This window comes from Xanthomonas arboricola pv. juglandis (assembly GCF_001013475.1).
Classification (GTDB): Bacteria; Pseudomonadota; Gammaproteobacteria; order Xanthomonadales; family Xanthomonadaceae; genus Xanthomonas; species Xanthomonas arboricola.
The window spans coordinates 811,346-838,187 of record NZ_JZEF01000002.1 but is presented as its reverse complement, the minus strand read 5'-3'; the positions used below and the strand labels follow the sequence as shown (position 1 = coordinate 838,187).

The 26,842-nt window shown below is 66.7% G+C and carries 15 protein-coding genes; 2 read left to right on the top strand and 13 right to left on the bottom strand.

What is annotated here, in order from left to right; all coding sequences use genetic code 11:
* Positions 1–111: 111 nt before the first annotated feature.
* From glnE to XARJCFBP2528_RS08945, 9 genes are all read right to left on the bottom strand, one after another.
* On the bottom strand, positions 112–2,943 hold the full coding sequence (gene glnE, locus XARJCFBP2528_RS08985) for a bifunctional [glutamate--ammonia ligase]-adenylyl-L-tyrosine phosphorylase/[glutamate--ammonia-ligase] adenylyltransferase (protein ID WP_016902862.1): 2,832 nt from the start codon (positions 2,941–2,943) through the stop codon (positions 112–114).
* A 970-nt stretch (positions 2,944–3,913) separates the two neighbouring features.
* Positions 3,914–4,264, bottom strand: coding sequence for a DUF3325 domain-containing protein (locus XARJCFBP2528_RS08980; protein ID WP_016902861.1), 351 nt, complete (start codon positions 4,262–4,264; stop codon positions 3,914–3,916).
* Positions 4,252–4,575, bottom strand: coding sequence for a hypothetical protein (locus tag XARJCFBP2528_RS08975; RefSeq protein ID WP_016902860.1), 324 nt, complete (start codon positions 4,573–4,575; stop codon positions 4,252–4,254). The genes XARJCFBP2528_RS08980 and XARJCFBP2528_RS08975 overlap by 13 nt, the downstream gene beginning before the upstream one ends.
* Complete coding sequence (locus tag XARJCFBP2528_RS08970; protein ID WP_087962322.1) at positions 4,572–6,170, bottom strand: PepSY-associated TM helix domain-containing protein; 1,599 nt, start codon at positions 6,168–6,170, stop codon at positions 4,572–4,574. The genes XARJCFBP2528_RS08975 and XARJCFBP2528_RS08970 overlap by 4 nt, the downstream gene beginning before the upstream one ends.
* A gap of 64 nt (positions 6,171–6,234) precedes the next feature.
* The gene (locus tag XARJCFBP2528_RS08965; RefSeq protein WP_052767994.1) at positions 6,235–8,766 is read right to left on the bottom strand and encodes a TonB-dependent siderophore receptor; all 2,532 of its coding nucleotides are present in this window, start codon (positions 8,764–8,766) and stop codon (positions 6,235–6,237) included.
* A gap of 118 nt (positions 8,767–8,884) precedes the next feature.
* Positions 8,885–9,934: a FecR domain-containing protein gene (locus tag XARJCFBP2528_RS08960; protein ID WP_016902857.1), complete on the bottom strand. Its 1,050-nt coding sequence runs from the start codon at positions 9,932–9,934 to the stop codon at positions 8,885–8,887.
* 9 nt (positions 9,935–9,943) lie between these two features.
* Positions 9,944–10,453 (bottom strand): sigma-70 family RNA polymerase sigma factor, encoded by a 510-nt coding sequence (locus XARJCFBP2528_RS08955; protein ID WP_016902856.1) that lies wholly within the window; start codon positions 10,451–10,453, stop codon positions 9,944–9,946.
* 420 nt (positions 10,454–10,873) lie between these two features.
* A complete protein-coding gene (locus XARJCFBP2528_RS08950) occupies positions 10,874–13,288 on the bottom strand; it encodes a hypothetical protein (protein WP_016902855.1) in 2,415 nt (804 codons plus the stop codon).
* A gap of 205 nt (positions 13,289–13,493) precedes the next feature.
* Positions 13,494–15,671 carry a translocation/assembly module TamB domain-containing protein gene (locus XARJCFBP2528_RS08945; RefSeq protein WP_026064407.1) on the bottom strand — a complete coding sequence of 726 codons (2,178 nt, stop codon included), beginning with the start codon at positions 15,669–15,671 and terminating at the stop codon, positions 13,494–13,496.
* Between the two features lie 388 nt (positions 15,672–16,059).
* Here XARJCFBP2528_RS08945 and scpC point away from each other — a divergent pair, with 388 nt between their 5' ends.
* The gene (gene scpC / locus XARJCFBP2528_RS08940; protein WP_016902853.1) at positions 16,060–17,574 is read left to right on the top strand and encodes a succinyl-CoA:acetate CoA-transferase ScpC; all 1,515 of its coding nucleotides are present in this window, start codon (positions 16,060–16,062) and stop codon (positions 17,572–17,574) included.
* 438 nt (positions 17,575–18,012) lie between these two features.
* On the opposite strand, the gene XARJCFBP2528_RS08935 is transcribed toward scpC, so the two are convergent.
* From XARJCFBP2528_RS08935 to XARJCFBP2528_RS08930, 3 genes are all read right to left on the bottom strand, one after another.
* On the bottom strand, positions 18,013–19,086 hold the full coding sequence (locus XARJCFBP2528_RS08935) for a 3-deoxy-7-phosphoheptulonate synthase (protein WP_016902852.1): 1,074 nt from the start codon (positions 19,084–19,086) through the stop codon (positions 18,013–18,015).
* A gap of 27 nt (positions 19,087–19,113) precedes the next feature.
* Positions 19,114–19,323 carry a hypothetical protein gene (locus tag XARJCFBP2528_RS23355; RefSeq protein WP_144422112.1) on the bottom strand — a complete coding sequence of 70 codons (210 nt, stop codon included), beginning with the start codon at positions 19,321–19,323 and terminating at the stop codon, positions 19,114–19,116.
* Positions 19,324–19,547: 224 nt separating this feature from the next.
* A complete protein-coding gene (locus tag XARJCFBP2528_RS08930; RefSeq protein WP_047124589.1) occupies positions 19,548–22,439 on the bottom strand; it encodes a TonB-dependent receptor plug domain-containing protein in 2,892 nt (963 codons plus the stop codon).
* A 423-nt stretch (positions 22,440–22,862) separates the two neighbouring features.
* Here XARJCFBP2528_RS08930 and xopX point away from each other — a divergent pair, with 423 nt between their 5' ends.
* Positions 22,863–24,980, top strand: a complete 2,118-nt coding sequence (gene xopX / locus XARJCFBP2528_RS08925; RefSeq protein WP_016903374.1) for a XopX family type III secretion system effector — start codon at positions 22,863–22,865, stop codon at positions 24,978–24,980.
* A gap of 118 nt (positions 24,981–25,098) precedes the next feature.
* Here xopX and groL read toward each other — a convergent pair whose 3' ends face one another.
* Positions 25,099–26,739, bottom strand: a complete 1,641-nt coding sequence (gene groL / locus XARJCFBP2528_RS08920; protein ID WP_026064539.1) for a chaperonin GroEL — start codon at positions 26,737–26,739, stop codon at positions 25,099–25,101.
* Between the last annotated feature and the right edge of the window lie 103 nt (positions 26,740–26,842).

The following is a 26,842-nucleotide window of genomic DNA, read 5'->3' as shown; positions in this document are numbered from 1 at the left end:
CAGGCCGACACCAGGCGCGGTGGAGGGATGCCACTGCAACGCACCCGCGCTTCTGCCAACCCGGGCTGCGCACCGCACGCGTCTCACCTTGCAACGCCAGCTACCGGCCGCTCAAGGCGGTAGCGTTGCCACGACCTTGCCGAGCGGAAACTCCAGCCCTTGCGCGTGCGCGGTAGTGAAGATGCTGTGCCGTGCCTGCTCGATGGCAGGCGTTGGTGGGATCAGCCGCGGCCGGCGATCCAGGGTGCAACTCAGGCCTGCTTCCACCAAGGTGGCATGCGCCTGGTGCAGCGGTGCGGCACGCTCGGCCGGCAGCCATTGCACCTGCACCAAGGCGTCGATCAAGGCGGGCGTGGCGCAGGCCAGCAGCAGCGCCGGATGCTGTGCGGCCTGGCCGAGCACGCCGGCCTGCAGGACGAATTCCAGATCGACCAGGCCGCCGGCGCCCTGCTTGAGATCCAGCCGCCCCGCATCGCTGCGATCCAGTTCGCTGCGCATGCGCGCGCGCATCTTGCGCACATCCTCGTGCAGCACGGCGGTATCGCGAACGCGCGTCAGCGTGTCGGCACGCACCTGCGCGAAGGCCGCGCATAGCGCCGCATCGCCGGCCACCGCACGTGCACGCACCAGCGCCTGATGCTCCCAGGTCCAGGCACGCTCGCGCTGGTAGTCGCGGTAGCTGGCCAGCGATGACACCAACGCGCCCTTGCCGCCATCCGGGCGCAGCCGCACGTCGATCTCGTAGAGACGGCCGGCGCCGGTTTCCGCGGCCAGCAGTGTCATCACCTTCTGCGCCAGCCGCGCAAACCAGCGCCCGGCTTCCAACGCTCGCTTGCCATCGGAGGCTTCCACCTCGCGTGGATGGTCGTAGAGAAACACCAGATCCAGGTCCGAGCCGAAGCCCAGCTCCAGGCCGCCCAGGCTGCCGTAGCCGATGATGGCGAATGCCCCGCCCGGCACCTGCCCGTGCGCGGCGATCAGTTCGCGGCGCGCCAGCTGCAGCACCGTCTGCACCACCGCTTCGGCCAGCCAGGCCAGTTGCTGGGTGCTGTCCACCGCCTGCTGGCGGCCATCGAGCGTGGCCAGCGCAATGCGGAAGCTCAAGGCGAGCCGGCGCTCGTTGAGTTCGCGCAGCGCCGCTTCGGTGTCCTCGATCTGCAAGGTGTCCAGGCATGCAGCGTGCAACGCGTCGCGGTCGGGCAACGGACCGCTGATCCGGGTGTCGAGCAATTCGTCCAGCAACAGCGGATGCGCAGCCAGGCGTTCGGCCAGCAAGGCACTTCGCGAGAGCACATCGACCAGGCGTGCGAGCGCGCTGGGTTGTTCGTCCAGCAAGGCCAGGTAACTGGTGCGGCGCAAGGTGGATTGCAGCAGGCCGAGCATGCGGCGCACGGCGGCATCCGGCTGGCTGGCGCGGGTGGCCGCATGCAGCAGCGCCGGCATGACGCGGTCCAGCCGCGCGCTTGCGGTATCGGAGAGCGCACGCACGCCGGAGGACTGCGCAAAATCGGCCAACACCTGATGCGCACCGGCTGGATCGTGCAATCCGATGCCGGCCAGCGGCGCGGCATCGCCTTCCGGCAGTGCGCGCCAGTAATCGGCAAGCGCGTCGGGCGCGGTGGCGCGCACGCGCGGTGCCAGCAGCTCGGCAAATTCGGCGGCAACGCGCGCACGTTGCGGAGTGAGTGCCTGCAGCAGTGCCGGCCAATCCGCATAACCCAGGCCCAGCGCGATGCGCTCGCGATCCAGCGGCGCCTGCGGCAAGGCATGGGTCTGTGCATCGCGCAACATCTGCAGACGATTTTCGAGCCGGCGCAAGAAGCGATACGCCTCGGTCAATGCATGCCCGTTGTCCGCATCGATCTGGCCGGCCTCCACCAGCGCCTGCAAGGCAGGCAACAGGCGACGCTCGCGCAGGCTCGGCTCGCGCCCACCGCGAATCAGCTGCAGCGATTGCGCCAGGAACTCGATCTCGCGGATGCCGCCCGGCCCGCGCTTGATGTCGTCCAGACGATCGTGGCGGGCGACTTCGGCAGTGATCGCCGCCTTCATCTCGCGCAGGCCGTCCAGTGCGGTGAAGTCCAGATAGCGCCGGTAGACGAAGGGGCGCAGCGTCTCCAGCCAGGCTTCGCCGGCGTCGATGTCGCCGGCCACGGCGCGCGCCTTGAGCCAGGCATAGCGCTCCCAGTCGCGTCCTTCGCGCTGGAAGTACTGGTCCATGCCGGTGAACGACAGGGCCACCCGCCCGGCCGTGCCGAACGGGCGCAGACGCAGATCCACGCGATGGCTGAATCCATCGGCGGTGGTTTCGTCGAGCAGCTTGGCCAGCTGCTGGCCAAGGCGCGCAAAATATTCCTCCGCTGCCAACGGGCGTGCACCATCGGACTGGCCGCCCTGCGGATACGCATAGACCAGATCCACATCCGAGGAAAAATTCAGCTCGCCACCACCGAGCTTGCCCAGCCCGAACACCACCAGCCGCTGCACGCTGCCGTCTTCGGCAATCACCTGGCCGTGGCGGTCGCGGAACTGCTGCTCCAACGCCTGCAGCCCACATTGCAGGCAGGTTTCGGCCAGGCGGGTGGCACCGGCCAGGGTGGCATCGACGCTGTCCAGATCGAGCACGTCGCGCCAGACCAGGCGCGTGGATTCGGCACTGCGGTAGCGCCGCAACTGCGCCGGCCAGGACTGTGGCTGCGCGGGGTCGAGCACCGGCAGTAGCAACGGCGGTGGATCCGGCTGCGCCAGGTGCTGCAGCAAGGCCGGCTGACGCACCAAGGTATCGAGCGCAAACTCGCTGGCAAGCGCAAGCTGTTCGAGCCGCCGAGCGAAGTCATCGCCCGGCCAGGGCTGGTCGGCCGGCACGGCATGGCGGACACGCGCCACGGCCCGCTCGATCAGGGCGGTCAGCGCAGGAGACACGGATGAGGTAGGCAGCGACATGCGCCGATTCTGGCATCCCTGCGCGATGGCGGCATGTGTCTACGGTTGATCCAGCGGTGTCTAGGGGCAGCAATACAACTACCGGGTTTACCGCCGCGCTGCGTGTGACCCCATCAGCATGCGGTCATGTGGGCGGGCGTGATGTCCTCACTGGTTCCGGGCTCCTTGGCGGCTTGTTCGACCTCTCGATCTTTTTAGGCGTTGTGTCCCGAAGGTGCCTCAGCAGTGTGGATAGATCAGTTGCGGAGCGGTTGGTCTGTGGACTTGGTGCAGGGCCCTTGCCCGCCCACCATCGCGGGACACGCCGCAAGTACGTCCCTGTAGGCTCTTCCGCGGCATCCATGCCGCGTAAGGTCCCGCGACGGTGAGCGGGCAAGGGCCTGGCGAGATGGTCGGTGTGCATAGTTGCAAGCGGTGCATGCGGTGCACGACGTGCGCTGGTTGGATCACTCGGCATTCGCCCAACTTTCATCATTTCTCCATCGCAAGCCGAGCGGCAGGCAAGCCTCCAACACGCAACCTGAAAATGCCACGTCTGCGACGCAGTCCGAGTCACACGCTTTCAGGAAAGCAGCCGACCAACTGTCTGATGCGGTGGCCTCGCCGGTTGCGGGACCGTGTGGCGGCATGGATGCCGCCACCGAGCACCCAGGGATGGGTTCACGGCGTGTCGCGCAAGCGGTGAGGACGCCGCGCACTCGACGAGCTGAGCTTTTGATTCAGGCATTGGATCGCAGTTAAAGAGGCCACCGTTCTAAATCTCGATTGCTTTAAGCGTTGCTTCTTGAGCGCCTGGCAATGCAGATAGATCAGTTGCGGAGCGTTTGGTCCGTGGACTTGGTGCCGGGCCCTTGCCCGCCCACCATCGCAGGACACGCCGCAAGTACGCCCATGTAGGCTCTTACGCGACGGTGGACGGGCAAGGGCCAGTCAAGCTGGTCGGTGTGTGTGGCCTTCAAACAACAGCAAACTACAGCACGTGCCAACCCATCACGCCGCATGCGACGCAGCCCAGCAGCACTGCCAGCCACGCACTCCAGCGCGGCGCGTACGCCAGGCCCAGCGCTACCCACAGCGCGGCCACGCTGACAAACCCCAGCCACAACAAGGTGCCCACCGTTCCGCTCCAAGCGATCACGCACAGCACCAGCGCGGCGATCAACAGACAGACAGCCATCGCACGCAGCAACCATCGCTGCATGACCGGCGCAGTGCGGCGGCCGGTGAGCTGCTCGTAGTGGCGATGCATCGCCACGGCCAGGGCCATCATTGCGGCGTGGCAGAGCGCGGTGTCCAGCAGCGCGGTGATCAGGCCATCCATGGCGGATGTCCCAGCAACCAGCTCGCGCCGCCCAGCGCAGCGATACCCACGCCCAGCCAGCCCCACATGCGCGATGCACTGCGCGCACGAAACATCCACAGCACGACGACGGTGTAAATGGCGAAACTCAGCAAGGTCATGCTCAGCACCGAGACCGCAGGCGACACGCCGGCAAATCGCGACAGCAACTGCGCCAGCACGCTGCAGCCGGTGGAGGTCAGCGCATAGCCGCCGACACTGGCAGCGAGCACGCGACCGGCAACCGACCAGCGGTAGCGCGTCACCGACGCGGTGCTCGAAGAACGCTTCACAACACATCCATCGCAGCAGCGGCGCCGCGCCTGCCGCGTGTCGGCACCGGTCGCACCGCGCTGCGATGGGCCCGATATGTCGCGTAAGCAAATGCAACGCCGAAGACGAGCGAGACCAGCTCGACCCCGGCGCGCTGCAGGTCGCCGGCAGCCAAGTACACGCCCAGATGCTGCCCGGTGGTGACCGCATTGAGCAGCGGCAAGCCGACACACAGCAGCGCCGTCATCGCCAGTTGCTCCACCCATGCACGCGCGGGCGGGCGCAGCAGCGCGTGCAGCAGCGTGGCCGCCCATACCCACAGGAATGCGTGGATTTCGATCTGGCTGCGCTCGGCCTGCGCGATCGGCACCAGGCGGTTGGCATAAAAATACGCAATGCTCGCCAAGGCGGTTCCCGCAAGCGCGGCGGCATTGAGCGCTTCCACTACCCGATAGATGCCGGCGGTGGACGCGCCGAACTCCTGCTCGCTACGCCGACGCCGCTTGATCGAAAACAGCAAGGTACCGGTGGCCATCATCAAGGTGCCAGCCAGGCCGCAGATGAAATACAGCCATTTGCTGGTCCAGCCGCCGAACCCCGCCACGTGCAAGGTCTTGATGACCTCTTCCACATCCTGCGCGTGCAGGTCCGTGCGTGCGGCATCCGCGTGCCGCTCCAGAAGCGCGCCGCTGTTCGCGTCGAATACCACGCTGTTGGCTGGGTTGAGCAGGCGCCGCGAGCTGCCGGTCGCGGCCACGCGCGCGATCACGCGCAGCTTGCTGCCGGGTTGATCGGGCCGCTCGATCACCAGCGTTTGCGCGGGCGCAGCGTTGAGCGAATCTGCACGCTGCACCAGTTCCGGCAGATAGGCGGGCACATTGTTGACTGCTGCTTCGTCTGCGCTGGTCGCAGGCATTGCCGGCGACAGGTCATCGGCGTAACGCGTGTAGGCGTCCTCGTCGCTGCCATACAGTGCGTGCAACGGCGCGGGCATGTAGCTGGTGTAGAAATACGCCAGGCCGGTGTAGACGATCATCAGCAAAAACGGCAGCGTCAGCACCGCCGTGGCGTTGTGCGCGTCCAGCCACGAGCGCTGTCCCTTGCCCGGACGGAAGGTAAAGAAATCCAGAAAGATCCGCTTGTGCACGATCACCCCGGATACCAGCGCGATCAGCCCGCACAGCGTCACCCAGCCCACCAGCCAATAGCCGGGAATGCCGCCATGCAAGGTGTAGTGGAAGCTCATGAAATGCCGGCCGCCTTCGGTCTGCCGGCCCCACGGAGACGGCAGCAACTCGCCGCTCCCCGGGTCCAGCGCTGCCTGATCCTGGCCCTCCGGTGTCCGCCAGAACAGCGTGAGCGCCTCACCCGGATGCGCGGGCAAGGTGACCCGCCACAGGCGCGCCTGTGGCGCAAGCTGATGCAACTGCGCCAGTGCACGCGGCACCAGCGCTGCTTCCGACAGGACCGTCTGCGTGCTCGCACTCGGCAAGTCCGGTGTGCCCTGCATCCAGCTGGTGATCGGATCGCGAAACACACTGAGCGTGCCGGTCAGGAAGATTGCGCACAACAACCAGCCACAGCTCAGGCCGCACCAGGTGTGCAGCCAGGCCATGCTTTGGCGAAAGCCTTCTTTCATCCGGCACGCGCCATGCGCCACCGCAGCGCTGGTGCGCGCATCACAGCGCGCCGCGCAGGGTCACCATCACATTGCGCGGTTCGCCGTAATAGCGCCCGTTAACGAAGCTCGACAAGGTGTTGTAGTAGTGCTTGTCGAACACGTTGTTGAGATTGACCGCCACCGACCATTGCCGGTTGACCTGGTACCGCGCCAATGCATTCCAGACCGCACGCCCCTGGATCGGCGCGGTGGCGCTGCCGATCTGCCGATACGCCGCGCTCTGCGCGCTGACACCGCCACCGACGGTGACGTCCTGCAGCGCGCCCGGCAGACGGTAGGTGGTCCATACCCGCAGCAGGTGCTTGGGCGTGTAGCTGTTGAAGGTCTGGCCCTGGCTGCTGACATCCTGCAAATAGGTAGTGCGGTTGAAGGTGTAACCGGCAAACACGTTCCAGTCTCGCAGCACCTCGCCGCTGACTTCGGCATCGAACCCGCGGCTGCGCACCTTGCCACTGTCGATGTAGCAGAAATCGTTGTTGCGGCAGGTGGGGCTGGTGGTCAGGTCGGCCTGGGCGCGGTTTTTCTGCTCGATCTGGAACAGCGCAAACGCGCTATTGATGCGCCCGTCCAGCCACTCACCCTTGACGCCCAGCTCGTAGTTGGCACCGGTCATCGGCTTGAGCATCTCGCCGGCTTCGGTCTGCGCGTTCTGCGGCTGGAAGATGTCCGCATAACTGGCGTAGGCCGACCAGGTCGGGCTCAAGGCGTACAACAGGCCGGCATACGGCGTGACCTGCCCGGTCTCGCGGGTGTGCTCGATCGATTGCGACGGCGACAGCCCGGTGGTGGTGGTGTTCCACAGGGTGTCGTGCCAGCTCACGCGGGTGCCGACGATGGCCCTCAACGGATCCGTCAGCTGCCAGCGCAGTGCGCCGTACAGGCCGAATTCGCGCGAGGTGCCATGCCGGGCCTCGCGCGCATTGGCGAAGATTTCTGCATCGCTGATCGCCCGCACATTGCGCTGCAGATTAAACACATTGAAGGTCTGGAAGTTGTTTTTGTTGCCGTAGACCGTATCCACGGTGGTCTCGGCGAAGTTGCTGCCGATCACCAACTCGTGCCTGCGCCCCAATGCATTGAACTGCCCGATCACATTGGCGTCGAAGCCAAAGGCGTCCGCATCGGAAATGGTGCGCGCGGCCAGCAGCGCGCCGGTGCCGTTGGCCGGATTGATCGCGCGACTGGAGCTGGCATATTTCAGATTGTGCAGCTCGCGCACCTGCACCGCACTGAGCTTGAACACCCAGTCGGCATTGAAGCGATGGTCCAGGTCCAGATACAGCCCGCGATTGGACGAGGACTGTCGGTTCCATGTCGCACCCAGATTGGTCTGGCGCGGCAGGCCGATATCACGGCCATCGCTGAAACTGGGCAGACTACCGAAGAACGGGCGGCCTTCCACCTGTTCGTAGCTCACGCCCAGGCTGAGCTGGGTCTGCGGCGAGAACGTGTAGTCGAGCGTGCCGTAATAGGTGGGCGTGCGGCGCGTGACCCCATCGACGAACGAGCGCTGCTCCTGGTAGTCGATCACTCCGCGCGCGCGCAATGCGCCATCGGCGCTGAGGTTGGCGCTGCCATCGATCAGTGCGCCGTAGCGATCCCAGCTGCCGCCCTGCACCATCACGCTGACGCCCGGCACATCCAGCGGGCGCTTGCGCACCAGGTTCACCGCACCGCCGGGGTTGCCCGCACCCTGCAGCAGACCAGCCGCACCGCGCAGCACTTCGGCGCGATCGTAGATGCCCATGTTGGCGCTGTAGTTGCTTGCCCGGCCATACATGCCGCGATTGAGCGGCACGCCGTCGTACTGCACCGTGGTGATGTCGAACCCGCGCGAATAGATGTACTTGCCGCCCTGCGGGCTCTGCACGATGGTGATGCCGGTGGTGCTGGCCAGCGCGTCGTAGACCGAGGTGATGTTCTGCTCGTCCATCAACTGACGGGTGACCACGCTGATCGATTGCGGGATGTCCTTGAGCGACTGCTCGCCGCGGCCGATGCTGACTGCGCGCGCGGTATAGCTGCCGGTGCCGCTGGTGGTCGCACTGCGGTTGGCCTGCGCGGTGACCTTGACGGTGGGCAGCAGCCACGCGTCCACCTCGCGATTGTTCGCGCTCAGCTGCGGCGCGGCGCGCAGCACGTAGCCGCCGGTCTGCAACGGCACGGCCTGCAAGCCGCTGCCCGCCAGCAGCGCAGCCAGGGCCGCCGGTGCGGTGTAGCTGCCATCCAGCCCGGCGGTGGTCTTGCCGTCGGTCTGCGCGGCGGTGAAGCTCAGCAACAGGTTGGCCGAACCGGCCAGTTCACGCAGCGCCGGCGCCAGCGGGCCGGCGGGGATGCGGTAGGCCTGGCGTGCATCCTGCGTGGCAGGCGCGGTCTGGGCGATGGCATCGGGCATGCCCGCACACACGCCCAGGCTGCAGAGCGCAACCGCCACGGCGGTGCCGAGCGGCCGCTGCACGGCCTGCACCAGGGCGTTGCGCTGCAACGACGAAGAGGAAAGTTGGCCGCGGCGGCGGGCAGTGATCGACATGCTGTTCCCACAAAGGTTTGGTGTCGCACTGACACCGTCATTGGGGAGGTGCCACAACTGCGGCGATCGGGCAGCCCGGATGCAAACTTTTTCCGGCGACGTGCCGGCTGGCGGCGCCTCAGCCCTGCCCGGCCGCCTGCACCGTCACCCAGTAACGGCTGCGCCGGCTCACCCGCACCGGCAGCACGCTGGGCAGCATTGCCAGGATGCGGTCGGTGTCGTCCAGCGGGAACACGCCGGAGACGCGCAGGCCGCCCACCTGCGGGTCGCAGCGCAACAGCCCGGCGCGATAACGGTCGAGTTCGGCGATGAAGGCATCCAGGCGCCACTCGTCGGCGATCAGCTGCCCGCGTACCCAGGCCGCGGCCTGTGCATCGACCGGCGCGATGGCGCCGAGCGCGTCGGCGGTAAACCGACACTGCTCCCCTGCCTGCACGCGCCCGACGGCCTGCGCGGCCGCATGTGGCCGCACCTCCACCGCGCTTTCCAGCACGCTCAGCCGGGTGTCGTGTTCGTCCTGGCGCACGCAAAAGCGCGTGCCCAATGCCTGGATATCGCCCTGCGCGGTGCGCACCAGCAGCGGCCGCGCATCGTGGCCCGCGCCCAGCGCGTGCGCGGTGGTCACCATGATCTCGCCGGCCAGCAACTGCAGCAGCCGCTGCTGCGCGTCGAACCGCACGTCGATGGCGCTGCGCGTGTTGAGGGTGATGCGGCTGCCGTCCTGCAACTGCACCTCGCGGCGCTGGCCGGTCGCGGTGGCGTAATCGGCGGTGGCGCGCTGCCAGCGTTCGGTGCGCGAGGCCAGCACGCCGGTGGCCCCGGCCACCCCGCCCCACAGCAGCAGATTCAGCGCCTTGCGCCGGCCAGGTGATGCCTGGCCGTTGCTACCCGCATACGGCGACAGGCTGCGATAGGCCGCCTGCGGGGTCAGCGTCTTCAGCCGCCCGGTCACCGCCTCGATATGCGCCCACGCCCGCGCGTGGTCCGGATGCGCATCGCGCCACTGTTGCCAGCGCTGCAGCTGCGCCTCGCTCGCGGTGCCGGACATCAGCAGCGTCAGCCATTGCGCGGCCTGGTCGGCGACCTCGGCGCTGATCGGTTGCCCGCCAGCCAGCGGCGCACGCTGGCCGGCAGCGGTGCGCGCACGACGTGAGCCGGCATCAGCCATCCGTGCAGCTCACGCCGACAGGGCGAACAGGCAATGCCGGTTGGCACGCGTGAGGTATTGCTTGACCGAGCTGCTGGACACGCCCAGCCGCTGCGCGATCTGCGCGTAGCTCAGCTCCTGCAGATGCGCCAGCAAAAAGGCTTCCTTCACCTTGGGCGGCAGGCCATCCAGCGCCTGGTCCACCTGCTGCACCGCTTCCAGCGCCAGCAGTTGCAGCTCCGGCGACGGCGCCAATTCCTCCGGCAGCGCAGCCAGCAGTTCCAGGTAGCTGGTTTCCAGCAACTTGCGCCGCTGCCGGTGCGCCATCAGCCGGCGCGCGATGGTGGCCAGGAATGGGCGCGGCTCGCGGATCTCGTCGGCGGCGCCTGCGCTGATCACGCTGATGAAGGTGTCCTGCGCCAGGTCGGCAGCCACGAACGCATCGCCCAGCTTGCGCCGCAGCCAGCCCTGCAGCCAGCCATGGTGGTCGGTGTACAGGCGCTCCACCTGCTGATGAAGCGCGCCTTGCGTGACCGACACGATGACCTCCTGGACGGCTGGACCCAGGCGGCAAGGCGCCCGGCGATAAATGAGAATTGATCTCATTCTAGCGGAAGCCGACGGCGTGTGCAGGCGCAGCCGCCGGCCACTCCCATCACGCGGGTCGAGAACATGTAGGCGGTTGACGCTCAAAGCGACCCGGCAGTGGCCTGGGCAAGCCTTCAACAACTGGGGGTTTCGCGCGCTGAGCGGAGGCCAAGTGGCTTGACTGGCCAGGCTTCAGGCAATAAAAAAGCCCGCTTGCAGCGAACTGCCAGCGGGCTTTGCTCCCTCCCCCACGTCGGGATGCAGGATCATAGTGCGCGCCCCGAACGCCACTTGCACGCTGCACTGCAAAACAACACCAGGCAGTACAGAACTGGCGCTTTTTCCTTCACACCGCACTGGCGCGCGACGACCTCAGCGCAGCAGATCGGGCTGGGCCTGGTACCACTCCGGTGCACGCAGCAGATGCCATTCCGGGGTCTGGCCGCGCAACCCCACCGCCGCGCTCAACATGCCCCAGCGCGCGAGCAGACTGCCGCTGCGTTGGCTGCCCTGCAAACGCAGGCGCGCATCCACCTGGAAGCGTTGGTTGCGTGCCTGCAAGCGATCGACGATGACGGTGTCGCCCTGCCAATGCACGCGCCCGGTCACCTGTGCCTGGCCTGCATCCACCAGCCGCAGCATCCAGTTCGGGATCGAACGGTCGCGCGCGTACAGCGCCATCAGGAACGCCAGATCGCGCACCTGGATGCGCACGCGTCCATCCACACCAACCGGCTGGTGCCATTGCATGCGGGTGTCCTCCAGCACGATGCGCGCCCACCAGCCATCGCGGCGCTGACCATCCGGCCCGGTGAATCCGATATTGCGCAGCTGGATGGTGCTGGCGTCGAGGCGAAAGTTTTCCGCACGCAGATCGCCGCGCTGCAAGCGCAGATCCGCATCCACATCGCCACGCAGTGCCAGGCCGGCAAACTGCAGCCGCGCCGCACGTGCACCGATGCGCAGGCCACCCTTGCCGATACGCCCACCGGGTTCGATCTGCAGATCGCCACTGAGCACACCATTGCCGCCATCGAAACGCAGTTGCTGCTGCGGCAGATAGCGGTTGTAGGCACGCAGATCCGGCACGCGCGCATTGGCGAACACCAGATGCGCGCGCGTGGCGTCGCGCAGCGTGGCCAGGTTGCGCGCATCGGCGCGCGTCTGCAGATCCAGACGCAGGTCGCGGCCCTGCACGAACGGGCGCGTGGTCGCATCGCTGTGCGCAATGGAGAACTGCTGCATCTGCAAGGCAAGCGCCGGCAACAGCTGTCCGTTCGCATCGGCGCTCACCCGCAGGTCGGCACTGGCCTGCCCATCGATCGCATGCCCCATCACGCCGACATGCGCACGCACGTGCGGCACCTGCAGGCGACTGCCGGCACCGAGCTGGCCGCGATCGATGCGCAGATCCGCATCCACCAGCCCGTCGCCTTCCAGCGTCAGCCAGTCCACGTCCGGGAACAGCGCCGGAATCCAGCTCAGCGAAGACAGTTGCCAGTGCAGGCGCGCATGCCCGGAGGTGCGCGGCAGCAGGCTGCGCATCGATTGCAGCGGCAGCTGCCGGCCTTGCACGCGTAGATCCGCATCCAGGGTCAGCCCGGCATCGGCCGGCTCAGGCATGCTCACCTGCAGGCGCATGTCCTGATCCACCTGCAGTTGCGCTGCAAGCTCGCCCAGCAGGGCGGCCGGCGTGCGCGTGTTGTCGTGCAGGGGTGCGCGCCATTGCAGTTGGCTGCCGGGCTGCAAGGCGCCACGGATCCAGCGCAACTGCCCATCCGCACGCCCCGTGCCGGCGCGTGTGGCGAGCGTGTGGCGCCCCTGCGCATTACGTACGACATCCAGTGCCGCAGTGTCGCCATGCACGCTCACCTGTGCATCGGCAAGCTGCAACATGGCCAGCCCACGCGCCTGCTCCGGCGCATGCCGCGCGATGCTGGCTTCGATGCGCAGCTGGCCGTTGCGCAGCACTTCGCTGTCACCCCAGCGCATGCGTGCGTTGTCGAAGCTCGCCTGCGAGGGAAACACTTCCATCGGCCCGCTACGCAACTGCTTGAACAGGCCGAGCTGCAGCTGACCATCGCCTTCGATCCGCAGCTGACGCAGCGTCACTGCCTGCACCTGATCGGCGACGATGCGGTCGAACTGCAGGGTCCAGGCCGGAGCGATCAATGCGGGACCTGCGGGTGCGCCAGCGGTATTGGCGACCCCAGAGGATGGCGGCGCACGGGTGGCTGCGCCGGTCGTCCGTGCGGGCGGCGGCGTGCTCGCCGCGAGGTCTGGGGTGCGTGTGGGTGGCTTGTCCTGCGCGGTCGTTGGCGGCGGCGCACCGGCTGCGTCAGCCGGTGGCGCAGCAGCCACCTGCGTGTTCGGCGCTGTCGCCGGTGCTGGCGTCGCCACGGTAACGGCGGTGGGTACAGCCGCCTGCATGCCGCCGCGCACCCCGTGCGCATGCAGCTCCGGCACCAGCAACTGCCGATGCAGCAACGGCAATAGCCGCACCTGCCCGCTCATGCGCTGCGCGCTGACGTTCCAGCGGGTGCGTGTGGAGCGCCCTTGCAACTCCACCTTCCACAGCGTCAGCCGGCCCGGCCACCAGGTCACTGCCGGGCCCCAGTGCATGGTGAACCTGTCCGGCTTGCGATTGAGCGCGGCCGGCCCGAGTGGCGTGTTGAGCAACAGGTTGCCGAGCAGCAGATAGCTTGCGTACACCACCAGGAACGCCAGCAACGGCCAGCGCACCAGGCGGGGCAAGGTTTGCCAGCGGGCGCGAACAGGCATCGTCATGACGGCAGGCTCCTGAAGACCGCGCACGCGGCGTGGCGCAGTGTGCCAAGGAAACCGTGAGCGCGGTGCGCAGCGGCGATTGCGGCTGGGCACCGGCAGGCATCCCGGTGTGCATTGGATGTCCTACACGCCCGGCAGTGCGCGCACTGCCTCTTCGAAGACGGCAAAGCTGGCCGCAATACGCGAGCCTCAGACAACGAGCCGCTTACTTCGCTTTCGATACCGCCGGCAACAACCCCGGCTGCGCGTCGTACCACTCGCGCGCGCCGGCCAGATGCCACTGGCGCTGCTTGCCATCGAGCTCGATCCCGGCGCCCAGCACGCCCCAGCGCAGATACAGATCGCCGCGCCGCTGCTCGTCGTTCAAGGCCAGCCGCGCGCGCAGCGACAGCCGCGCATTCTCCGCATGCAGGTCGTCGATCAGCAACTGCTGCTTGCGCCAACGCACCCTGCCGGTGGCGTCGAGCTCGCCCGAATCCAGCAAGCCCAGTACCCAGCGCGGATAGTCGGCACGTTGCGCAAACACCGACAGCAGCGGCGCGACATCGCGCATGCGGATCGCCGCATCGGCATCCACCTGGAACGGTGCGCTGGCCTGGATGGTGCCGGCACCGACCTGCATCTGCCCCCACCAGTTGGCATCGCTGCTGTCGTCGCCCACACGCATATTGCGCAGGCGCACGCGCGTGCCGCTGAGGTCGAAGAACTTGTTCTTGAAATCGGCACGCTGCAGCTGCGCCTGCAATTCGGCATCGCCGCGCATCTGCACGCCGGCCAGCGCCAGATGCGCGCCCTGCCCGCGCAGGTTGGCGTGGCCGCTGCCCACATCGCCGGCGGCATTGAGCGCCACATCGCCGGTCAGGCTGCCGCTGCCGCCGAGCAGGCGCACGTTGTTACCCGGCAGGTAACGGTTGTAGACGGTGAGATCGGGCACGCGGGCATCGCTGAAACGCAGCTGCGCCTTGAGCGTGTCGCGCAGGCGCGCCAGTTCGGCGTCGCCATGCATGGCCAGCTGCAGATCGCGGCCGTGCAGCAGGATCTGTTTGGGTGCAGCGCGCGGCGCGGCCTTGAAGATGGGGATGCTCACGTCCAGATGCGCCTGCGGCGTGGCGGCATCGTCGATGCGTCCATGCGCCTTGGCGACACCGGCCAGCCGCGTATCGAACACCTGCGCCACTGCCTCCACCCGCGGAATCTCCAGGCTGCTGCCGCTGGCGAGCCGGCCTTGCGCCAGGCGCAGATCGGCCTCGACCAGGCCACCGCCTGCGAGCTGGAACCACGGCTTGCGCACGAACAGCTCGGCAATCCAGTTCAGCGATTCGAACTGCCAGCGCCCACGCACCTGCCCGGACAGGCGCGGCAGCACCTGCGCAGGATCCTGGAAGGGGATGCTGCGTCCGGCAACGCGCAGATCGGCCTGCAGCTCGCTGCCCGTCTTTGCGTCGCGTGGCAGCCGTGCCTGCACGCGGATGTCGCGCGCCACGTCCAGCTGCAGCGCCAGCATGCCGCGGTCGGTCGCCCCGACGCCGGCCATCAACGGCAGGCGCCAGACCGCATGGCTGCCTTCCTGCAGCGTGCCGCGGTCCAGCGTGATGTCGGCCTCCACCCGCGCCGCCGACGGCCCGCTTCGGATGTCCACATGCGGCGCACCGGTGTCGATCTTCAACGCCACCGTAGCGGCCTTCAGCTGCAGCCGCGCGTGGGTGATGCCGAGCTTGCGCAGGCCCGGCGCTTCATCGCGGTAGTGGCGCGGAAACTGGAATTGCGCATCCAGCTGCGCGCCATTGAACACCTGCACCCCGTCATAGCTGACCACCGCATCGCTGAAGCCTGCCTGCGAGGGAAACAGCTCCGACGGGCCACCCTTGAGCTGCTTGAGGAAGCCGACGCTGCCATGGCCCTGCCCGGCGATCAGCAGCTTGCCCAGGCGCGCGCTGCGGATGCTGTTGCTGGTGATCGCATCGAAGCGCAGCGTCCAGCCCTGGTCGCCGCGTGGCGGTGGCGGAATCGGGGTGTCGGAGGTTTCCACCTCCGCGCTCAGGCCGGTGGCGTGCAACCACGGCAGGCGTACCTCGCGTCGCAACAGTGCCAGCAAGGCCACGCGTGCATTGGCGCGATCGGCATGAAACACGTACACGGTACGGTTAGCCTGCCCGCGCATGCGCACGTTCCAGGCCATCACCTGCCCCGGAAACACCGTCAATGCCGGGCCGGTCTGCATGGTGAATTTATGCGGCTGCCGATTGGTGACGGCATCGAACAGCGGCGTGTTGAGAAACAGGTTGCCGGCCAGCAGATACAGCGCATATAGCGCCACCAGCACGACCACTGCGATGCGCCATGGCCGGGGCCAGCGCTGGAAGCGGTCGCGAAGAGAGGGCATGGGCGCAGGCACAAGTCGAGTCTGCCGCCACTATCGCGGTTGCGCTGGCGGCGAGGCGTGAACGTGGCCGGTGGCGCGTCACCGCATCCGCTGCACGGCAGCTGGGGATGCGTTGACGATTAGTGCTACAGCGCAGCAGTGCACAGGGCTTGCCGGCCTGCGCTCACCAGGCGACCGCAGGCCTGCCAGCGGCGACGCCAACGCCAGGCTCCATACGCGGAAACGAAGGCGGGTGAAGCGTCAATGTGTTGCCCCAACCGACCTGCCACGCAACAGCCCGCTTCGCACGCAGTTAAGGCCATCCGCACCATTGCATTGCACCATGGTCGCAGCGCGGCCGACGCATGCAGCGGCGATAATGGCAGTCCCCTGTCCCGCTGTGCCGCCCATGTCCGACGAACGCATCCTGTACGCGCCGCTGCGCGAGCGCCTGGTTTCTGCCGAGGCCGCTGCCGCATTGATCCAGCCCGGCGAGACCGTGGCGATGAGCGGCTTCACCGGCTCCGGTTACCCCAAGGCAGTGCCGATGGCGTTGGCGCAGCGCATCGAAGCGGCGCATCTGAAGGGCCAGCCATTCCAGATCAAGCTGATGACCGGCGCGTCCACCGCGCCGGAACTGGACGGCGCGCTGGCCAAGGCCGACGGCATCGCCATGCGCATGCCGTTCCAGTCCGACCCGGACGCGCGCCAACGCATCAACGCCGGCACGCTGGACTATATCGACATCCATCTCAGCCACGTCGCCCAGCACGTGTGGTTCGGCTTCTATGGGCAGATCGACACTGCCGTAGTGGAAGTCTCGGCGATCCGCGCAGACGGCAGCCTGGTGCCATCCACCTCGATCGGCAACAACAAGACCTGGCTGGACCTGGCCAGCAAGGTGATCATCGAAGTCAACGACTGGCAGCCGGCCGGCCTGGATGGCATGCACGACGTGTACTACGGCACTGCGCTGCCGCCGCAGCGCAAGCCTATTCCGTTGATCCACGGCGACGACCGCATCGGCGAGCCCAGCCTGCGCTGCGACCCGGACAAGATCGTGGCTGTGGTGCGCACGCATGGCCCGGACCGCAACAGCCCGTTCGCTGCTGCCGACGACAGCAGCGAACGCATCGCCGAGCACCTGATCGCGTTCCTGCGCCATGAAGTGGACAAGGGCCGGCTGCCGGCCAGCCTGCTGCCGCTGCAATCGGGCGTGGGCAATATTCCCAATGCGGTGCTGGCGGGGCTTGCACGCAGCGGCTTCCGCGACCTGGAAGCGTTCACCGAAGTGATCCAGGACGGCATGCTCGCGCTGTTGCGCGATGGCGTGCTGCGCTACGCCTCGTGCACCGGTTTTGCGCTCAGCCCGGAGGGCAACGAGGAGTTCAAGCGCAATATCGATTTCTACCGGCAACGCATCATCATGCGCACGCAGGAGATTTCCAATCATCCGGAGCTGGTGCGCCGGCTCGGCTGCATCGGCATGAACGGCATGATCGAGGCCGACCTGTACGGCAACGTCAATTCCACCCACGTGATGGGCAGCCGCATCATGAACGGCATCGGCGGCTCCGGCGACTTTGCGCGCAACGGCTTCCTGTCGATCTTCCTGAGCCCCAGCATCGCCAAGGCCGGCAGCATCTCGTCGATCGTGCCGATGGTCAGCCATGTCGATCACACCGAACACGATGTCTCGGTGATCGTCACCGAACAAGGCCTGGCCGATCTGCGCGGCCTCACACCCAAGCAACGCGCACGCCAGTTGCTCGATCACTGCGTACACCCGCGCTACCGCGATGCGCTGGAAGATTATGTGGCGCGCGCCAATCGCGACAGCTATGGCAAGCACACCCCGCATCTGCTGACCGAGGCGCTGTCGTGGCATCAGCGCTGGTTGGAGACGGGGGATATGTTGGGGTGAGCAGGGAATCGGGAATCGGGAATCGGCGGTTTTAGCGCAGCGTGACGGTGTTGCTAGAGAGATCGGAGCACGGTCGTCGTGCCGGTGTTTAACGCTTCGCGAACTTCATTGCTGGCATCGACATGCTGCGACATCGCGATGTCACGGATGTGGCGGATAACGTTCCTGCCCGCTCGCATTCGGCGGCAGGACGGCTCTCTCCCCCTCCTGCCGCTGGGCGCGACGGGTCACCACTGGGTGGTGTCCAATCCGTCGGGCCGGCTCCCTGCGCCGGCCCGGCGTTCTCGTTCTGGAGCGGCCATCAGCACGCGCACGCTTGTGTTCATTGCCAGGCTGCTCGAGAGGGGCTTATCCCTTCTCACGGCGGGAGAAGATGGCGCGCAGCGCCGGATGAGGGTGCGCGCGAAGCCTCGTGTTCTCACCCCACCGCCTCAACGATCACGCAGCTTCGGCAACCCGCCTTGCGCGACGTGCGCGTACGGCCGTCGCCAGGCGCTCGAGCACTTGCACCGAGGCGTCCCACCCCAGGCAGCCGTCGGTGATGCTCTGGCCGTAGGTCAGTGCGCAGCCGGGCACCAGTTCCTGGCGTCCGCCGACCAGGTGGCTTTCCACCATGACGCCGACGATGCGGGTCTCGCCGCCTTCCAGTTGCGTGGCGATGTCGTCGATGACCTTGGCCTGGTTCTCGGGATTCTTGCCGCTGTTGGCGTGGCTGGCGTCGATCATCAGCCGCGCCGGCAAGCCGGACGTGGTGAGCACCTGGCTGGCCGCTTCCACATTGGCCGCGTCGAAGTTGGGCTGCTTGCCGCCGCGCAGGATCACGTGGCAATCCGGGTTGCCTGCGGTCGCGGCCACCGCGGTGTGGCCGTCCTTGGTCACGGCCAGGAAATGATGCGGGTGCGAGGCCGCACCCACCGCGTCCACCGCAATCTTGACGTCGCCGCCGGTGCCGTTCTTGAAGCCCACCGGGCACGACAGGCCCGAGGCCATTTCGCGGTGCACCTGGCTTTCGGTGGTGCGCGCGCCGATCGCGCCCCAGGCCACCAGGTCGGCGATGTACTGCGGCGAGATGATGTCGAGGAATTCCACACCGGCCGGCAGGCCGAGGTTGTTGATGTCGCGCAGCAGACCGCGCGCCACCCGCAGGCCCTTGTTGATCTGGAAGCTGCCATCCAGATCCGGATCGTTGATCAGGCCCTTCCAGCCGATGGTGGTGCGCGGCTTTTCGAAGTACACCCGCATCACGATCTCCAGCGCGTCGCCGAGCTGCTCGCGCAGCGGGCGCAGGCGGTGCGCGTAGTCCATCGCCGCGACCGGATCGTGGATCGAGCAGGGCCCGATCACCACCGCCAGGCGGTCGTCACGGCCATGCAGGATCTCGTGCAGCGCGGCACGCGAATTGGTCACGGTCTCGGAGGCGCGCTCGTCGCAGGGCAGCAGCGACAGCAGCTGCGAGGGCGGGGCAAGGGCTTCGATCTTGCGGATACGCAGGTCATCGGTCACAGGCGGCATAACAGTGTCTCGGTGGGCGGTGTTGCATCAGGGAGCCAGGCGCGGCGGCAACAAAAAAGCCGCCAGTGTGCGCTGGCGGCTTTTCGGGAATGCTGCTGAAGATTTCTTCAGGGTGAGCGCAATCCGTCCTTCGCCAGCGGCATCGGAAAACCGTAGTACCAAAAGTAAAACTGGCTGCGGGGTGCGTTCATTGAGTGCATTGATACCACGCACGTTTGGCCGTTGCCACTGTTTCATCGGCAACGGAACGTTGCAGCGGTGCTCCCGCGGGGTGCCTGCAGGCCGCATGTGTCGCGCCGACCACCGCGGCGCACGACAAGCTGGGCGAACCGATGCGCGGCATTACCACGCGCGCATTGGCAAGCCGGGATCGGGCACGGCTTGCCTGCGCAGGTGCCTTCGACGATGCATCGCACGCCACGGCGCTGTGCCGTGACGTGCGATGCGGCCACCACCTTCAATCAGAACGTAAACACATATTCCGCCGCCACTTCACGGCCGATCGGGTTGAACAAGGTGGTGTTGTAGAAGCCGTAACCGTAGAAGCGCTCCTTGTTCTCGTAGCCCACTTCGTTGAACACGTTGTTGACGTAGAAGTTGACCTTGGCGTGGTCGGTGATCCTGTAGCCGGTGCTGAGGTTCCAGTAGATCGCCGGGCCGACGCGGCCGAAGTAGCGCTTGCTGCTCTCGCCCAGATGCACGTTGGCGGTGTCGGTGACCACGCATGCGTCCGAGGCACTGGGTTGGTAGCCGTCATCGAAGCGCTCGCAGGTGCCCCAGTTGACCGCGCGCATGGAGCCGAGCCGGCGGAAGTACACCGTCCAGTCCCAGGCGCCGCCGTTGTCCCAATGCACGCTGCCCCGCACACGGCTGCGCACGCGTTCGTCGCGACGGTTTTCATCGCTGTCGGTGCGGTAGATCTGCTCGCGATAGGCCAGCAGGTTGTTGTAGTCCAGCGACAACTGGAAATTCCCCCAACCCGCCGTGGCAAGCCGGTATTTCAGCGAGGCGTCAATGCCGGAGGTTTCCATCTGCGCCAGGTTGATCGGGCCGCGCTCGATGCTGGCGATGGTGCCGTCGGCATTGCGCAACACGCCCGAGGTGATGGTGTCGCAGTAGCCGGCGCCGCCGGGATTGTTCCAGGCGCCGCCGCTGATGGTGGTGCCGGTGCGGCAGCCGGCTTCGGCCGAGAGGATCTCGTCGCGGTCCAGATCCTTGATCATTTCCTCCAGCTCGATGCGGTAGTAATCCACACTCAGCGACAGGCCCTGCACGATGTCCCACACCACCCCGCCAGTGAACGAGCGGCCGGTTTCCAAGCGCAGATCCGGCGTGCCGCGACGGTTCACGTCCACGGTGTAGTAGATGTTGCTGTTCTCGTCGTTGCAGCCGCCGGTGAGATACGCACCGGTGGCGATGCAGCGGTATTGGTCGATCACGGTCTGGTTGGTGGAGCTGGGTTCGCCGAGCACGTAATGCATGTCCGGCGCGCGGAAGCTGGTGGCCAGCGTGCTGCGCACCAACAGGCTCTCGACCGGGCGCCATTCCAGACCCGCGCTCCAGGTGGTGTCGCTTTGGGTGCCGACATCGGTCGGAATCGCCGCCGAAGAGCGATAACTGCCGTAGCGATCGTAGCGGCCGGCGACATTGGCGCTCAGCGTCGACAGCAGCGGAATCTGCAATTCCAGCCCGGCCGAACTGCGCATGCGCTCGCCGCCGCCACTGTCCACCACATCGACCGGATAGCACTCGTTGGCGCAGGGGTCGGGCGACAGCTGGTAGCCTTGCTTGGCGACTTCGGCCACGGTGGCGAAGCGGATCGGCCCGGCCCAGCCCTGCACCAGATCGCCGCTCAGGCTGAAGCTGGCCTGGTTCACCCACGAATACGCCGAGTTATGCGATTTGGCGACCAGCTCGTCGTACTCGCTCGAGGACAGCGGCGCATACAGGCGCGCCTGGTTGATCGCATAGATCGGCGTGCCGTCGGCGGCGGTGCCGGTGGGGCTGCCGAGGAAATAATCGGTGGCGCGGGCGGTATCCACGGTGCGCACGTATTCGTCCACCGTGTAGCGCGAGCGGCCCACGCTCAGCTCCCAGTCGAAGCGGTCGGCCCACACGCCACGCAAGCCGGCGCTCAGGTCCCAGGACTGCTCCTTGTTGTAGTTGGCCAGCCGGTCCCAGCCACCGGCCTCGCGCCGGGTGAGCTGCCGGATCGCATACAGCGAGCGGCCGGTGTCGACGTCCTGGAACGGGCCCAGATACACGTACGGCGGGTCGTAGGTCCAGCGGCCGATACTGCGGTTGGCCGACAGCGTGGCCCAGGCTTCGGTGTGCTCGCCGAACTTCCAGGTGCCGTAGAGATACGCCGAGTAGTCCTCGCTGCCGGTGACCAGCCCCCAGTCGCCGTAGTCGCGCGCCACGCCGCAGTAATCGCCGGCGTTGGTGACCACCCCGGTGTTCTGGTTGTAGCTCAGCCGCTGCCCGTCGATGAACTCGCCGCCGAAGCGCGCGCAAGTGCCGGCGGGCGGTGCGAGGCGTTCGTTGGTGTTGGCATCGACCAGACTCAGGCCGGTGAACGGGTTGAAGCCGTAGCGGCGGTTCTGCCCGGTCCAGTTGGAATAGGCCATGTCGTCGGAATCGTCCATCTCGGGGCGATCGCGCCCGCTCAACGGATCGCGGCGGGTGGCCTGCAGCGCGTAGGTCAGGCTCCAGTTTTCGCCGGTGCGCCCGCCGGCCCAGGACACGTCGAAGCTGTCGCGGCCGCCTTCGGTGGCAGTGCCGCCGCGCAGCCGCACCTGGTCGCCCTGGTAATCGCGCTTGAGGATCACGTTGACCACGCCGGCCACCGCGTCCGAGCCGTAGATCGCCGAGGCGCCGCCGGTCAGGATGTCGATGCGCTCCACTGCCGCGGACGGGATGTTGCTGTAGTTGGAAAAGTTGCTCTCGCCGCCGTAGGGCAGCGGGTAGTCGGCCACGCGGTGGCCGTTGACCAGCAGCAGGGTGCGGCCCGGCCCGAGGTCGCGCAGGTTGATCGGCGAGGCGTTGGGCGTATGCGAGCCCCATTGCGTATCGGCCTCCACCGAGCCCTGCTGGTTCATGCTGTTGAGCACGTCGCAGACGGTGGCAAAGCCCTCCTGCTGGATCTGCTGCGCGGAGATGGTGACCACCGGTTGCGCGCCTTCGACCTGCGCGCGCTTGATGCGCGAGCCGGTGACGCTGACCGCGTCCAGGGTGGAGGTGGCGCGCGGTTGCTCCGGCTCGGCCTGCTGGGCCGCCGCCGACGGTGCGATGGCGGCGGTCAGGGCGAGGGACAAGGAAATCGACAAGGCAAGGCGATGACTGCGGCAGTTCATAAGATCCCCGGAAGAGGCCGGCATGGCCGGCGTGGCGTTCCACTGCAACGACGCCTGCGAGCGATGCACCGCATCGCCGCCCCCTGTCCGATGGCCCCCCGACCATTCGGCGCAAGCGCCTGCCCAGCGACGCTAAGGCTGCGATGACATCGGTGTCAACAGGCGGTCATGGAGTGTGACGGCGATCGACGATCCGGCAGGCTGGGGCTGCCCCCACCGCGATTGTTGCGCGCCCAGCGCACTCGACCCTGCGCAGCCGGCAACAGGTCATGCGATCACAAGTTGCCATAGTTCTGCCCGGTTGGTTCTTCCTGCAACGCAGTAGTTCGCATCGGATTAGGCCGGCCGGGCAGGCTTGTTCGAATGATGCAGGCGAGCCAGCCAGTACGCGCTGGCCGCTCCCCCTCATCAAGGAAACCCACCATGGAGATCAAGAAACAGCAAACCGCAGGCCCCTCTTCTCTGGCGCCATTGCACGACATCCATACCAACAACGCCCCCCTCGCCGACGCCACATCGCCGACGCAAACGCCGCTCCCCCCCAGCCTGGCGGCGCTCACTCCGCGCAGCCGTTCGGGCGCCTCCAGCGCCGACTCCGAGCGCGGCGCTTCGCCGGTGCCCTCGCACGACCCTGAACCGCAGGCCCACTCACCCGAACGCGCCTCCGGCCCGTCCACCGCCGCAACACTTGCCGCACGCGCAAACGCTGCATTGGCAAGCGGCGTTCAGCAGGCTTACGCAGCGGTCTCGAAGGGGGCTTCCAATCTCTGGTCGCTGGCGGATCTGCGCACCATGCTGCAGATCCATGCGGACGATCCGGCATTCCTGCAGATGGTGCGTCACAGCGACCCGGAACAGAGCGCCCCGCACACTCTGGCCGCGTGCCGCCAGCAGATCACGCAGCTGCGCGACGCCATCGAAGCGGCAACCGGCCTGGAAGCACGCTTCCGTCAACAATTGCTCGGCGACATCAAGGCCGTGGAAGACGCGCTGCAGCCGCTGGAGCACGGCACACCCGCGACCGGGCGGGCGCTGAAGTCGCTTGCCAACCTGGTCAATCTCTGGCCCCTGCTGGTCCCCAGTCCGTTGCTGGGCAACCAGGCCAAGACCTTCGCCTATTCCATCGCCGCGGCAACCAAGGGCGTGATGACGCTCTCGGCATCTGCGCTGCGCCCCACCTCCGACGGGCTACCGTTCCCGCTGATGGGCGGGCAGCTGGGGCGCGACGCCAACGAAATGCACTTCTATTCCGTCCTGCTCAACGGATTGTTTCTCACCACCGAACTGCCCAAGAAGTTCGGCACTCCCTCCATGCGACACCAGGCCGAAACAGTGGAAAACAACCTGGGATTTGCCGCGGCCGCATCGACGGCGTGCGCGGCGATGGTGCTGACGCCCTTCCTCTGGAACAGCCTCAACGTGCTTGGCAATCGACTGCAGCACAAGCTGTCGCATCTGGGCGCCGGCATGGCAGAAAGCGCCGGTTTTCAGAGCCAGGCGCAGCGATTGCGTGCACGCCTGACGCCCGGCCAGATCAGCGCGCAACTACGCACGCAACTCAACGAGATCACCGCCGCTCTGGAGAGCGGCCGGGAAGCGTTTCAACAGGCGCGTCGGGACTTCACCGACCCAAGCCAGGGGCGCGAGCTCACCCGCACGCTCAATGCCCAGTGCACGCACCTGCTGCAGACGCTGGACCAATGCAGCAAGCGCCTGAGCACTGCACTGCAAGTGGACCAGGACGGGCCAGCCACCATCCCGCGCCAGGTGACCAATCACGACATCGCCCCCAAATTGGCATTGGCATTGCTGGGGGCCGGAGTGACCGGGCTGACGGTCTACCTGATCCAACCGGATCGGATCGGCACGGTGGATCTGTTGGCCGACTCCGTCGTGGTGACGGCGGTGATGATGCAGTCGGCGGCAAACGCACATGCGACCCGTCAGGACGCCATGGAACGCTTCAAGGCCATGTGCTCCGGCAGCTTGGTCATGGCGCTGGCACTGGGCGTGGAGAAACTGTCCAAGACCTTCGCAGACAAGAGTCTGATCGAAGCCTCGTCGGCATCGCCCTACTACGCCGGCGCGATCATGTCGCTGATGTCGATGAGCATGCCGGGCCCCATGGCGCGTGGCGCGGAACTGGCGATGAACTGGGGCGGCGGTCAGATCATGCGTGTGCTCAGGGGGCCCGACGGTACCGCGCTCGCAACCCGCATGCCGTCCTCGCCCGAGGAACTCATCCAGAACGTGCAAGACACCGCCAGATATGTGCAAAGCCTGTCGCCGGAACATGCGCAGGAGTACGCGCAGCGGGTCGGCGATATCGCCCTGCAGGTCATCGAGGACGCCGGCGCGCAGGCGCAGACCACACCCAGCAGCAGCGTCACGATCACCGAGATCGACGATATCGCCGATATCGAGGAGACGAACGATGCCGCCGCGTTGGCCGCAGCCAGTGCATCGCCTGAGCAACGCTCGCCTGCGCACGCGCATCGGTCGCCGGATCAGGCCGCAACCAGCACAGCGCCTTCGTCCTGACGGGACGAGCGCCGGTCATCGGCAACCGCCGCGTGCATGCGCAAGCGTGGGTGACGCGCAAAAAAAACCCCGCCTTTCGGCGGGGTCCTTTTTGCTGCAACAGCCGAAGTGGCGTGGATCAGAAATCCATGCCGCCCATGCCGCCCATGCCACCGCCGGCCGGCATCGCCGGCTCGTCCTTCTTCGGTGCATCGGCCACCATGGCTTCGGTGGTGATCATCAGGCCGGCGATCGAGGCGGCGTTCTGCAGTGCCGAACGGGTGACCTTGGTCGGGTCCAGGATGCCGAACTGCACCATGTCGCCGAACTCGCCGTTGGCCGCGTTGTAACCGTAGTTGCCGGTGCCTTCCTTGACCTTGTTCAGGATCACGGACGGCTCTTCGCCAGCATTGGCCACGATCTCGCGCAGCGGGGCTTCCATCGCGCGCAGGGCGATCTGGATGCCGTGGGTCTGGTCTTCGTTGGCACCGGTCAGGTTACCGACGGCCACCAGCGCACGCACCAGGGCCACACCGCCGCCCGGGACCACGCCTTCTTCGACGGCTGCACGGGTGGCGTGCAGGGCGTCTTCGACGCGGGCCTTCTTTTCCTTCATTTCGATTTCGGTCGAGGCGCCGACCTTGATCACTGCAACGCCACCGGCCAGCTTGGCCACGCGCTCCTGCAGCTTCTCGCGGTCGTAATCGGACGAGGTGTCTTCGATCTGGGTCTTGATCTGGCCAACGCGGGCTTCGATCGTGGCCGAGTCGCCGGCGCCGTCGATGATGGTGGTGTTCTCCTTGGAGACCTGCACCTTCTTCGCGCGGCCCAGGTCCTTGATCGTGGCCTTCTCCAGCGCCAGACCCACTTCCTCGGAGATCACGGTGCCGCCGGTCAGCACGGCCATGTCTTCCAGCATCGCCTTGCGACGGTCGCCGAAGCCCGGTGCCTTGACGGCCACGACCTTGACGATGCCACGGATGGTGTTGACCACCAGGGTGGCCAGCGCTTCGCCTTCGACTTCTTCAGCGACGATCAGCAACGGCTTGCCGGCCTTGGCCACGCCTTCCAGCACGGGCAGCAGGTCGCGCACGTTGGAGATCTTCTTGTCGTGCAGCAGGATGAACGGGTCGTCCAGGTCGGCCGACTGGCTCTGCTGGTTGTTGATGAAGTACGGGGAGAGGTAGCCGCGATCGAACTGCATGCCCTCGACCACGTCCAGCTCGTTTTCCAGGCCCGAGCCTTCTTCAACGGTGATCACGCCTTCCTTGCCGACCTTCTGCATCGCTTCGGCAATGATGTTGCCGATCGATTCGTCCGAGTTGGCCGAGATGGTGCCGACCTGGGCAATCGCCTTGTCGTCGGTGGTGGGCTTGGAGATGTTCTTCAGCTCGACGACGGCAGCCTTGACGGCCTGGTCGATACCGCGCTTGAGGTCCATCGGGTTCATGCCGGCGGCCACAGCCTTGGCGCCTTCGCGGATCAGGGCCTGGGCCAGCACGGTGGCGGTGGTGGTGCCGTCGCCGGCGTTGTCGTTGGTCTTGGAAGCGACTTCCTTGACCATCTGCGCGCCCATGTTCTCGAACTTGTCAGCCAGTTCGATTTCCTTGGCGACGGAAACGCCGTCCTTGGTGATGGTCGGCGCGCCGAAGCTCTTCTCGAGCACGACGTTGCGGCCCTTCGGGCCCAGGGTGGCCTTGACGGCATTGGCAAGCACGTTGACGCCACGAACCATACGGGTACGTGCGTCTTCACCGAAACGAATGTCTTTAGCAGCCATTTGTATGTAACTCCGGAAATGGGGAATAGGGAATGGGGAATCGGTAGATCAACAGCGTGAATCGGGGCGGGGTGGGATGGCGAAGTGGGTTAGCCGCTTTGCC